Source organism: Aquabacter sp. DMC10, from assembly GCF_056314145.1.
The window spans coordinates 326,148-338,249 of the sequence record NZ_JBQUYX010000003.1 but is presented as its reverse complement, the minus strand read 5'-3'; the positions used below and the strand labels follow the sequence as shown (position 1 = coordinate 338,249).

Annotated in this window: 9 protein-coding genes; 5 read left to right on the top strand and 4 right to left on the bottom strand. The window is 66.2% G+C overall.

The features are described 5' to 3' along the window. Window positions 1–21: 21 nt before the first annotated feature. From ACT54L_RS10265 to acnA, 3 genes are all read right to left on the bottom strand, one after another. Window positions 22–396, bottom strand: coding sequence for a DUF2794 domain-containing protein (locus ACT54L_RS10265; RefSeq protein WP_476085480.1), 375 nt, complete (start codon window positions 394–396; stop codon window positions 22–24). Between the two features lie 502 nt (window positions 397–898). Further along, complete coding sequence (locus ACT54L_RS10260; RefSeq protein WP_476085479.1) at window positions 899–1,834, bottom strand: DUF1223 domain-containing protein; 936 nt, start codon at window positions 1,832–1,834, stop codon at window positions 899–901. Between the two features lie 412 nt (window positions 1,835–2,246). Further along, on the bottom strand, window positions 2,247–4,943 hold the full coding sequence (gene acnA, locus ACT54L_RS10255; protein WP_476085478.1) for an aconitate hydratase AcnA: 2,697 nt from the start codon (window positions 4,941–4,943) through the stop codon (window positions 2,247–2,249). Window positions 4,944–5,127: 184 nt separating this feature from the next. Here acnA and ccmA point away from each other — a divergent pair, with 184 nt between their 5' ends. After that, window positions 5,128–5,751: a heme ABC exporter ATP-binding protein CcmA gene (gene ccmA, locus ACT54L_RS10250; protein ID WP_476085477.1), complete on the top strand. Its 624-nt coding sequence runs from the start codon at window positions 5,128–5,130 to the stop codon at window positions 5,749–5,751. After that, window positions 5,748–6,416, top strand: coding sequence for a heme exporter protein CcmB (gene ccmB, locus ACT54L_RS10245; protein ID WP_476085476.1), 669 nt, complete (start codon window positions 5,748–5,750; stop codon window positions 6,414–6,416). Before ccmA ends, ccmB begins: the two co-directional genes overlap by 4 nt. Before the next feature lie 101 nt (window positions 6,417–6,517). On the opposite strand, the gene ACT54L_RS10240 is transcribed toward ccmB, so the two are convergent. Next, complete coding sequence (locus ACT54L_RS10240) at window positions 6,518–8,155, bottom strand: FG-GAP repeat domain-containing protein (protein WP_476085475.1); 1,638 nt, start codon at window positions 8,153–8,155, stop codon at window positions 6,518–6,520. Window positions 8,156–8,456: 301 nt separating this feature from the next. On the opposite strand from ACT54L_RS10240, the gene ACT54L_RS10235 reads away from it, so the two are divergent. The 3 genes from ACT54L_RS10235 to ACT54L_RS10225 all read left to right on the top strand — a co-directional run bounded on the left by ACT54L_RS10235 (window position 8,457) and on the right by ACT54L_RS10225 (window position 12,071). Next, window positions 8,457–10,322 (top strand): monovalent cation:proton antiporter-2 (CPA2) family protein, encoded by a 1,866-nt coding sequence (locus tag ACT54L_RS10235; protein ID WP_476085474.1) that lies wholly within the window; start codon window positions 8,457–8,459, stop codon window positions 10,320–10,322. Window positions 10,323–10,383: 61 nt separating this feature from the next. Further along, window positions 10,384–11,313, top strand: coding sequence for an ABC transporter ATP-binding protein (locus tag ACT54L_RS10230; RefSeq protein ID WP_476085473.1), 930 nt, complete (start codon window positions 10,384–10,386; stop codon window positions 11,311–11,313). Then, a complete protein-coding gene (locus tag ACT54L_RS10225) occupies window positions 11,310–12,071 on the top strand; it encodes an ABC transporter permease (RefSeq protein WP_476085472.1) in 762 nt (253 codons plus the stop codon). Before ACT54L_RS10230 ends, ACT54L_RS10225 begins: the two co-directional genes overlap by 4 nt. Window positions 12,072–12,102 lie beyond the last annotated feature (31 nt).

Sequence of the window (12,102 nt, the reverse complement as noted above, 5' to 3'; positions counted from 1 at the left end):
CTCTCCCCGCGCCCGCCGGGGTCAGCCGATGGTGCGCAGGGGCTTTTCCAGCACGGCCAGCACGCGGGGCAGTTCCGGCCCGCGCTTCAAAATCAGGCCGGTCTGGGAGATGACGCTATAGGCGCCCTGCTTGCGGGCGAGCTTGGGGTCTTTCTCGATGCGGTAGAGCGGCACATCCATGGCGCGCCGGAAGATGGAGAAGACCGCCTTGTCCTTCAGGAAGTCGATGGCATAGTCCCGCCACTCGCCGGCGGCCACCATGCGGCCGTAGAGGTCGAGAATGCGGTCCAGTTCCCGCCGGTCGAAGGTCACGCGGGCGGGCGCGGGCGGGGTGGGGCCGGAATGTGGGGTGGCGGCCGGAGATGCGGCGGTGCGTATGGGTTCAACGTCTCCCATCGGGCCTCCTTCGTCTGGCGATCGCACGAATTGCGACCATGGCGGCGCCGGGGCGCCCCGTGCTCGGGTCCGAGGGCGGAACGTGTGATCCGATCCTGACCCAGCAACGGCGCCGAGGACCGTTTGATCCGCCCCGGCGGCATGATCGGCCCGATGGGCGCGCCTGGCAAGGGCGATGGAAAGCCGGCTGAAAACCCGATCACGGGGTCGTCAACGGAAATCACAGTCTTGTCCCAATTGGGCCATGCCCTCGCCGTCGGCGGGGGCGATCTTCATATCCGTAGCAGGGCCGGTTCGCCGCCGCTCCGGTCTATCCCAGCCCCCCAGCCCCCCGGGGCGGTGCAGCGGACCGGCCACTGCTACACACTTCAAGATGGTACCCCTCCTGAAAAGGTCGCTCCGGCGGCCTTTTTTCTTGTCCGCTGCATGGCCCGCCCAGGCGCAAGGCGACCTCCGGCGCGGGGCACGCGCCGTCCCCCCTCTTTCAGGACAGATCAGGATTTCAGGGGAGCGCGAGCTTGGCGGCGCCCAGGATGGGGCCGGGCGCGCCAGGCGAGCCGCTCTGCACCATCACCACCACCTGATCGATGCCCTCTTGCTGGATGCGGCTCAGATCCAGCTCATAGCGGGCGGCGCCGCCGGTCCAGGGTCCCAGCCGGATCCAGCCGCGCACGATATTGGTATAGGTCACCGTCTTGCCGGCGTTCTCGCCACGCCCGATGGAGACCGTCTGGCTGGCGATGACCGGGCAGACCCACACGTCGGCGGAAATGTCGGAGACCACGGGCACATGGGCGGTCCCGGTGGGCGAGATCTCGCCCGTGGGTGCCGCCGCCGGGGGCGAAGCGACGGTTGCCTCTGCGGCCTTGACCGGGTCCGCCTGCCCCGCCGGGGCGGGGGTCTGGCCCGGCGCGGGCGCGGCGGCGGGCGCCGGCACGGCCTTGGCCGGATCGGCGCCATGCCCTTCGGCCGCCGGCAGTTCGATAATCAGCGCATCCTTCTCCCGCGAGAGCTTCACCGGCACCGACAAAATGGCCTCGTCGGCACGGGCGCGGGTGATGGCCTTCTCAACCGACCGGCGATCGCTGCCCTTGGCGGCGACGACCCCATCCACCACCATTTGCGGCGTATAGATCATGCGGTCGCCGCGCAGGTCCGCATAGGCGCGCTGGCGCAGGGAATGGCCGTGCTTGGCCAGCGTGTCCTTCCAGCCCACATAGTCCCAATAGTCCACCGCCAGGGTGAGCGCGATCACCTGCGGATCGGTGGCCAGCTCCGAGAGCAGCGTGTCGGCGGGCGGACAGGAGGCGCAGCCCTGGCTGGTGAAAAGCTCGACCACCGCCTTGGGCTTCTGATCCGCCGCCCGCGCCACGCCGCCGGGAAGGGCGGTGGCCAGCGAGAGGGCCAGAAGGAGGGAACGGGCGCGGAACGGGCTCATCTGCGGCGGTTCGACCTTTCAGGAACGGGAGGTTCAGGCTTAGGCCGCCGCCGGGGGCGAGGCTACTCACTTCGCGGTGAGACGGCGATGCCTCACCGGAGGGTGCAAGGGAGCCACACCCACGGGCGGCCAGATGCGAAAAAGGCCGCGTCGAAGCGGCGCGGCCGGTAACACCGACATGCGGCAGGCACAGACGCGAGCCCATCCCTTGAAACGTCATGCCCGGGCTTGTCCCGGGCATCCACGCGCCGTCCGCTCACGCAAGGCAACAGGGCCGTTCCTGGCCCCCGTGGATGGCCGGGACAAGCCCGGCCATGACGGCGGCACCAGGAAAGTAAGGCCGCAACCGCGTCGCGACGGACTGCCCGCACTTTTCTAAGAGAGGCGGCGCCCGGAGGCGCCGCCGTCAGGCTCACGCCGCCAGCGAGCGCAGCACGTAGGGCAGGATGCCGCCATTGCGGAAGTAATCCAGCTCGTCGAGCGTATCGATGCGGCAGACCAGCTCCACATTCTCCACGCGGCCATCGGCGAACTTGATCTCGGCGGTGAGCATCTGGCGGGGCTTGAGGTCGCCCTCGATGCCCTTGAGGGTGACGATCTCGTCGCCCTTCAGGCCCAGCGTCTGCCAGCTCTCGCCGTCCTTGAAGACCAGCGGGACGATGCCCATGCCCACCAGGTTCGACCGATGGATACGCTCGAAGGACTGGGCCACCACGGCGCGCACGCCCAGCAGCTTGGTGCCCTTGGCCGCCCAGTCGCGCGACGAGCCGGTGCCGTATTCCTTGCCGGCGAACACCACCAGTGGCACGCCCTCGGACTTGTAGAGCATGGCGGCGTCATAGATGGGCATCTGCGCGCCATCGGGATAGTGGATGGTCACGCCGCCTTCCACGCCCGGCACCATCTGGTTCTTGATGCGGATGTTGGCGAAGGTGCCGCGCATCATGACTTCGTGGTTGCCGCGGCGGGTGCCGTACTGGTTGAAGTCCACCGGGCGAACCTGGTGCTCGATCAGATACTGGCCGGCAGGCGAGGCCTGCTTGATGGAGCCGGCGGGCGAGATGTGGTCGGTGGTGATGGAATCCAGGAACAGGCCCATGATGCGGGCGTCCAGGATGTCCTTCACCGGAACCGGCTCCTTCGTCATGCCGACGAAGTAAGGCGGGTTCTGCACATAGGTGGAGCTATCCTGCCAGGCATAGGTCTGGCCGGTGGGCACCTCGATCTTCTGCCAGTTCTCGTCGCCCTTGAAGACGTCGGAATACTTTTCCTTGAACATCTTCTTGGTGATGTTCTCACGGATATAGGCCGCGATCTCCTTGTTGGAGGGCCAGATATCCTTGAGATAGACGGGCTCGCCATCCTTGCCGGTGCCGAGGGGCTCGGTGGTCAGGTCGATCTGGAGCGAACCGGCGATGGCATAGGCCACCACCAGCGGCGGGGAGGCGAGGTAGTTCGCCTTCACGTCGGGGTTCACGCGGCCCTCGAAGTTGCGGTTGCCGGAGATCACGGCGCCGGCCACCAGATCGTTCTTGTTGATGGCCTCGGAGATGGCTTCCGGCAGCGGGCCGGAATTGCCGATGCAGGTGGTGCAGCCGAAGCCCACCAGGTTGAAGCCCACCTTGTCCAGGTCTTCCTGCAGGCCGGAGGCGTTCAGATAGCCTTCCACCACCTGGGATCCGGGCGCCAGCGAGGTCTTCACCCACGGCTTGCGGGTCAGGCCCTTCTTCACCGCGTTGCGGGCGAGCAGGCCGGCCGCGATCAGCACCGAGGGGTTGGAGGTGTTGGTGCAGGAGGTGATGGCGGCGATGGTCACGTCGCCATGGCCGAGCGTGAAGTCCTCACCGGTGACGGGCACGCGCTTGGCGGCCTCGCCGGGCTTCTTGAACTCGCCTTCCAGGGCGGCGAGGAAGCCGGTCTTGCTCTCGGAGAGCAGCACGCGGTCCTGCGGACGCTTCGGGCCGGCCATGGAGGGCAGCACGGTGTCGAGGTCCAGCTCCAGCGTGTCGGTGAACACCGGATCGGGGGTGTCCTTCTTGCGCCACATGCCCTGGGCCTTGGAATAGGCCTCCACCAGGGCGACGCGGCTGTCCTTGCGGCCGGTCTCGTCGAGATAGTCGATGGTCTCGCGGTCCACCGGGAAGAAGCCGCAGGTGGCGCCGTATTCGGGGGCCATGTTGGCGATGGTGGCGCGGTCGGCGAGGGAGAGGTGTTCGAGGCCCGGCCCGTAGAATTCCACGAACTTGCCCACCACGCCCTTCTTGCGCAGCATCTGGGTGACGGTGAGCACCAGATCGGTGGCGGTGATGCCCTCGTTGAGCTTGCCGAACAGCTTGAAGCCGATCACCTCGGGGATGAGCATGGAGATGGGCTGGCCCAGCATGGCCGCCTCGGCCTCAATGCCGCCCACGCCCCAGCCGAGCACGCCGAGGCCGTTCACCATGGTGGTGTGGCTGTCGGTGCCCACCAGCGTGTCGGGATAGGCCACCGTCACCTTGTGGCCGTCGATCTCTTCCTTCCGCGTCCACACGGTCTGGGCGAGATATTCCAGGTTCACCTGGTGGCAGATGCCGGTGCCGGGGGGCACGACGCGGAAATTGTCGAACGCGTTCTGGCCCCACTTCAGGAAGCGGTAGCGCTCCTGGTTCTGCTTGTATTCCTCGTCCACGTTCTTCTTGAACGCGGCATTGTCGCCGAAATAATTCACGATCACCGAGTGGTCGATGACCAGATCCACGGGCACCAGCGGGTTGATGCGCTCGGGATCACCGCCGAGATTAACCATCGCGTCGCGCATGGCCGCCAGGTCCACCACCGCCGGGACACCGGTGAAGTCCTGCATCAGCACGCGCGCCGGGCGATAGGCGATCTCGCGCTCGGCCTTGCCGCGGGAGACCAGCCATTCGGCCACGGAGAGCACGTCGTCCTTGGTGACCGAGCGGCCATCCTCGAAGCGCAGCAGGTTCTCCAGCAGCACCTTCATGGAGAAGGGCAAGCGGGAAATCCCCGTGAGACCATTTTTCTCGGCCGCTTCAAGGCTGTAATAGACGTATTCCTTATCGTCCACCTTGAGGGTGGTGCGGCACTGGAAGCTGTCGAGGGAAGTCACGGCGGGTAGTCTCCGGTTCGATGATCGACCGACGCAAACCGCTTCGGAAACCGGGAGAGTGGTGCCCGGCCACCTTGGACGGTGCGGTTCAGCCGCTTTATAGAGCCATTTCAAAGCGCGGTCATGCGCTAAGACGAGCGAATGTGCAATGCATCTAAAGCGGGATCTGCCATGCCCCGAGGCCATGCCCTGGTCGGACGCGGTTCTGCGCGCCGAGGATCTCGCCCTGCAGCGAGGACTTCGCCTGCTCTTCTCGGGCCTTAGCTTTGCCGTGCGCTCCGGGGAGGCGCTCATCGTCGTCGGCCCCAACGGGGCGGGAAAATCCTCGCTCCTGCGCGTCATGGCCGGGCTCCTGGGGGCCAATTCCGGCCGCGTGCGGCTGGAGGGCCTGCCCGGAGAGACGGCGCAAAGCGAACATGTCCATTATCTCGGCCATCAGGACGCGGTGAAGGGCGCCCTCTCGGTGGCCGACAATCTCTCGTTCTGGCGTGATGTGCTGGGGTCCCCCGGCCTTCCCGTGGACGAGGCCCTGGAGGAAGTGGGCCTCGGCGGCCTCGGGCGCCTGCCGGCGGCCGTGCTTTCCGCCGGCCAGAAGCGGCGCCTCGCCATCGCCCGGCTGCTGGTGGCCCGCCGCCCGGCCTGGATCCTGGACGAGCCCACGACCGCTCTCGATGTCGCCGCCCAGGCCCGATTCGCGGCGCTGGGCCGCGCTCATCTGGCCGCCGGCGGCCTCATCCTCGCCGCCACCCATGCGCCGCTCGACCTTGGCGACACCGCCCGCGAACTCCCCATCGGGAGGCCGGCATGATCGCCGCCTTCCTGGCGCTGGTGCGCCGCGACCTCGCGCTGGCCCTCAAAGCCGGCGGCGGCGCGGGGCTGGGCGTCGTCTTCTTCCTGTCGGTGGTCACCATCGTGCCCTTCGCGGTGGGGCCGGACATGATCCTGCTCGCCCGCATCGGCCCGGCGATCCTGTGGATCGGCGCCCTGCTCGCCTCCCTCATCGGCCTGGAGCGCCTGTTTGCCCAGGATGTGGAGGACGGCACGCTCGACGTGCTGGCCGGCGCGGTGCTGCCTTTGGAGCTGGTGGCCGCCGCCAAGGGCCTCGCCCACTGGCTCGCCACCGGCCTGCCTCTGGTGGTGGCGGCCCCGGTCCTCGCCCTGATGCTGAACCTGGACCCCACCGCCATCGGCGCGGTGGTGGCCACCCTCCTGGTGGGCACGCCCGCGGTCACCGCCCTCGGCCTCATCGGCGCGGCCTTCGCAGGTGCCTTCCGGCGGGGGGGACTCTTGATCGCGGTGCTGGTGCTGCCCTTGGCGATCCCCGTCCTCATCTTCGCGGTCTCGGCCACCTCGGCGGCGGTCTCCGGCCCCGTGCCCTTCGGCACGCCGTTCCAGATCCTGCTGGGCCTTGCCTTGTTCGCCCTGGTGCTGGGCCCGGTGGCGGCCGCAGCGGCGCTGCGGGCGGCGCGGTAGGGGGCACCATCAGCCATCCGCCGCAAACCTCACCCCCTGCGCGCGCCCTATGCGCGTTCAGGGGGAGAGGGGAAGGCGTGCACGCCCTGGCAGAGCCCGGCTCAGAGAATATCCCAGCCGGCGCCCAGGGGCGCGACCACATTTCCCCCGCCGACGATGGTGGTGCCGTGCATCAGCCATTCCGCGAACTGCGAGCCATTTTGCAGCAGGACGTCGTCGTAGCCGTCGCCATTGAAATCCCCATTGCTGGCGACGTTCCAGCCATTGCCCATGGCGTAGATGTTCCCGCCCCCCACGAGGGACTTTCCATCCATTTGCCAGAGCGCCAGAAGTTGATCCTTCTGAAGCAGAATGTCGGCCTTGCCGTCATGGGTGAAATCGCCGGTGCCGACCACCCGCCATCCAGCCCCCAGGGTCGCGATGTTTCCGCCCCCGGCGATCTGGGATCCATTCATCAGCCAGACAGCGAGATTCTGGCCGGCCTGCAGGAGGATGTCGCTGCGGCCATCGCCGTTGAAGTCGGCCAGCCCGGCGACGCCCCATCCCTCCCCCAGGGTGTTGATGAACAGGTCCTTGGCGAGCGTCAGGCCATCCATCTGCCACAACGCCAGCTTCTGCTCATTCTGGACGAGAATGTCGCTCTTCTTATCGCCGTTGAAATCGCCCGTGCCCGCGATCATCCAGCCGTCATTGATGGTGGCGACCATCCCGTTCGTGCCGAGGGACGCCCCATTCAGTTGCCATTGTGCAATCTTGTTGCCGTTCTGCAGCAGAAGGTCGTCGCGGCCGTCGCCGTCGAAGTCGCCCGCGGAGACACCGAACCATCCCGCCCCCAAGGCTGCAATGGTGCCTCCCCCCTGAAGGGACAGGCCGCTCATCAGCCAGACCGCAAGCTTATCATCATTCTGCAACGGGATGTCAGCCTTCCCGTCGCCGTTGAAATCACCAATGAAGAATTGAGGGCGAATATTCTGAACGGTGTATACCGCCATATCGCCGTCATTATATTTCCAGTCGGTCACCACCTCCACGCCCGTTGTGAATTGGACGTTTTCCACTCCCGACATGAAAAAGAGAACCGGGTCAAAGCCTTCCATTTTGTAGCGGACGGTTGTCAGGGTGCCCGTCGACAGCAAAGTCAGCCGCCCCTGCGCCATCTCGTTTTGGAAGCTCGTTGTCGAAAAATCCAAGGAGATCTGCGCCGCGTCATTGCCTTGCCCGCCGAAAAAGCGCGACACGCCCCAGCTGGCGACGATGTCATCGCCCGGCCCGCCATAAATGACATCCCGCCCAGAGCCACTGTTCACGAACTGATTGCGGGTTCCGCCCAGATAAATATTATTATCACCATCAAAGATGGACGTGAAATTAAACCATTCCGACCACGTCGTCCCCACCCATGGATCTTGGAAAAACGGAAGGAGATCGGTCAGATTCATGCTGATGTTTTGAGCTGTGATGATGGGCTTATCGTCTGGACTCCAAAGCGTCACGCCGTTGACCGTTCCCTTGGAGACCCAGGGCGCCCCATTGGCGGCCGCTTCCCTGTACAGGCCATCGGAAGCGTAGAGAACAAACTCGAACCCCATGTTATCGACGAGGGACGATATTTGCTTTCGTTTATCAAAGGAATATGGAAGATAATTCAAGCTTATCGAGCCAAAATAAATAAATGAGCTACCGTCATGCGCCAATGTATATTGCGGTGCGTCTTCGTGAAAATAGATCGTTGATGCCACTGCAGCCCCCACCGTTGAGCGCATGACCCGAAATATTGAAGCAATGCGCGCAGATGCAATGTATGACTAGGCTTAACACCCATAAGGCGCACGATCAAGGATCGCGCAACCTTTAGGCGCGGACATTCGTTGACATCCCGGCCTCACCGCGCCGCCCGCCGGGCGTTGGCCCGCGGACCCGCCCCTTCACCGCGACCGGCAGCGCTCATGGCGGCGCGGTAAGGTCTTACGCTGGGTCAAGAAATGGGTCGCGCGCTGCGGCATGATGGCCCACAATGGGCCGGCTGGCGGTGGGGGCCGCTTGCGGTTCCCTAACAGCGGCGAGGACTTCCCTTTGGCGGAGCAGTCGGGATTCGACCTGGTGCAGGCGGTGGCCGTGCTGGGGGCGGGCGTGGTGGGTGCGCCCTTGTTCAAGCGGCTGGGCTTCGGCTCGGTCCTCGGCTACCTGGCGGCGGGCCTCGTGATCGGCCCGTTCGGCGTGCGGATGGTGAGCGAGCCCGAGGCCATCCTGCATTTCGCCGAGCTGGGCGTGGTGATGTTCCTCTTCATCATCGGCCTGGAAATGCGCCCGGCGCGCCTGTGGAGCCTCAGGCGCGAGATTTTCGGCCTGGGCGCCGCGCAGGTGCTAGCGTGCGGGGCGCTTCTGACCGGAATCGGGGTGCTGGCCGGGCTGTCCGCGCCGGTGGCCTTCATCGCCGCCATGGGCTTCGTGCTCTCTTCCACCGCCGCCATCATGCAGATCCTCGACGAGAGCGGGGAGACCTCCACGCCCGCAGGCCAGCGGGCCGTCTCCATCCTGCTGCTGGAGGACCTGGCCATCGTGCCGCTGCTGGCCTGCGTAGCGCTTCTCGCGCCGGCCGGCGCGCATGAGGCGGGATCGGGCTGGATGGCGCTTGGCATTGCGGTGGGGTGCGTGGCCGCCGTGGTGGCGGTGGGGCGCTGGCTGCTCAATCCGCTCTTTGCCTTGCTCGCCGCCGCCCGCGCCCGGGAGATCATGACAGCGGCCGCCCTCACGGTGGTGCTGGGCACGGCGCTTCTCATGCAGGTGTCCGGCCTCTCCATGGCCATGGGGGCGTTCCTCGCCGGGGTGCTGTTGTCGGGCTCCTCCTTCCGCCATCAATTGGAGGCGGACATCGAGCCGTTCCGGGGGCTGCTGCTGGGCCTGTTCTTCATGGCCGTGGGCATGTCGCTGGATCTGGGCGTGGTCGTCAGCCAGTGGATGCTGGTGGCGGCGGCGGTCATTGCCTTCATGGTGGTGAAGGCCATCGGCATCTGCGCCGTGGCCCTGCTGTTCGGCGCCGACAGGCACGAAGCCATCAACCGGGCGGCGTTGTTCGCGCAAGGCGGGGAGTTCGCCTTCGTGCTTTATGCGGCGGCGGCGGGCGCGGGGCTGTTCGACCCCATGACCCACGCCATCATGTCCTCCACCGTCATCCTCTCCATGGTTCTGACCCCGCTCACCGTGCTGGCCGCCCGCCGCCTCGTGCCGGCGAAGGCGGTGGACACGGACGGGCTGGAGGTGCCGGACGGGCTCACCGGCTCGGTGCTGCTGGTGGGGTTCGGCCGGTTCGGACAGGTGGCCTCGCAAGGGCTGCTGGCGCGGGGGCTCGACGTGACCATCATCGACCGCGACCCGGAGATGATCCGCAACGCCACCAAGTTCGGCTTCCGCGTCTATTATGGCGACGGCACCAATCTCGACGTGCTGCACGCGGCCGGCGCCCACACCGCCCGGCTGATCGCGGTGTGCGTGAACGACCGCCACGCCGCCAACCACATCGTCGCCGTGGTCAAAAGCACCTTCCCCCATGCCGGGCTCATGGTGCGCGCCTATGACCGCCAGCATGCGGCGGAATTGGTGCACGCGCGGGTGGACTTCCAGCAGCGCGAGACCTCCGAATCCGCCTTCGTGTTCGGCCAGGCGGCGCTGGAATATCTCGGCCTGTCGGAGGAGGAAGCCGGCGAGACCATCGCCGACATCCGCCGCCGCGACGCGGAGCGCTTTGCGCTTGAACTGGCGAGCGGGCCCTATGCGGGCATGGGGCTCCTGCATTTCAACGCGCCCAAGGCCGAGCCCGTGCCCTTCGTGAAGCCGCTGAAAGCCGCCAAGGCGCTGAACCTTGAGGCGGAGCGCATCGCCGCCGCCCCGGCGCCTGACGCATCGTAAGGAGAGAAAGGGTATCCGCGGGGGGATGGGGAAAGCCCCGACTCGCGCTATATGAGCCCCCATGACGGCCATGCTGCGCGTTCACTCCCTTTCCAAGACCTATGCTTCCGGCCACACGGCGTTGCGCGACGTGTCGCTGGAGGTCAAGAAGGGCGAGATCTTCGCCCTGCTCGGCCCCAACGGGGCCGGCAAGACCACGCTCATCTCCATCATTTGCGGGCTGGTGAACGCCACGTCGGGCACCATCACCGTGGACGGGCACGACATTGCGGCCGACTACCGCGCGGCCCGCTCCATCATCGGCCTGGTGCCCCAGGAATTGACCACCGAGGCGTTCGAGAGCGTGGTGGCGACCGTGAACTTCTCCCGCGGGCTGTTCGGCAAGGGCCGCAACCCGGCGCTGGTGGAGAAGATCCTGCGCGACCTCTCGCTCTGGGACAAGAAGGACGCCATGATCCGCACCTTGTCGGGCGGCATGAAGCGGCGTCTTCTCATCGCCAAGGCGCTGGCCCACGAGCCGCGCCTTCTGTTCCTCGACGAGCCCACCGCCGGCGTCGACGTGGAACTGCGCCGGGACATGTGGCGCGTGGTGCAGCGGCTGCGGGAGAATGGCACCACCATCATCCTCACCACCCACTACCTGGAAGAGGCCGAGGAAATGGCCGACCGGGTGGGCGTGATGCGCAAGGGCGAACTCATCCTGGTGGAGGAGAAGGCCGCCCTCATGCGCCGGTTCGGCCGCAAGCAATTGACGCTGGATCTGGCCGCCCCGCTCGCCGCCCTGCCGGCGGCGCTCGCCCATCACGGGCTGGTGCTGGCGCCCTCGGGGCTGCAGCTGACCTATTCCTATGAGGAGGCGGGCGAGGGCACGGCCATTGCCGATCTGCTGCGGGACCTTTCCGCCGCCGGCATCGCCTTCAAGGATCTCGCCACGCGGCAAAGCTCGCTGGAAGACATTTTCGTGGACCTGGTGCGAGAGGGCGCCCGATGAACCTTCATGCCATCCGCGCCATCTATCATTACGAGATGGCCCGCACCGGGCGCACGCTGCTGCAATCGGTGGTCTCGCCCGTCATTTCCACCGTGCTCTATTTCGTGGTGTTCGGCACCGCCATCGGCTCGCAGATGGGCCATATCGATGGGGTGAGCTTCGGCGCCTTCATCGTGCCGGGGCTGATCATGCTGACCCTGCTCACCCAATCCATCGCCAATGCCTCGTTCGGCATCTATTTCCCGCGCTTCACGGGCACCATCTACGAACTGCTCTCGGCCCCGGTCTCGCCGTTCGAGATCGTGACCGGCTATGTGGGCGCGGCGGCGACCAAATCCGTGATGATCGGCCTCATCATCCTCGCCACCTCCACCTTGTTCGTGCCGGTGCAGGTGCTGCACCCGGTCTGGATGGTGGCCTTTCTGCTGCTGACGGGCATCACCTTCTCGCTGTTCGGCTTCATCATCGGCCTGTGGGCGGATGGGTTCGAGAAGCTGCAGATGATCCCGCTCCTCATCATCACGCCTTTGACGTTCCTAGGCGGCAGCTTCTATTCCATCGACATGCTGCCACCGGCCTGGCGCACGGTGAGCCTCTTCAACCCCGTGGTCTATCTCATCTCCGGCTTCCGCTGGAGCTTCTACGGCATCTCCGACGTGGGCGTGGAGATCAGCCTCGCCATGACGCTGGTGTTCCTGGCCGTGTGCCTCTTCACGGTGCGGTGGATGTTCAAGACGGGGTATCGGTTGAAGAGTTGAGGGGGGGTTGAGCTGCAGCTCCAGAACGAAA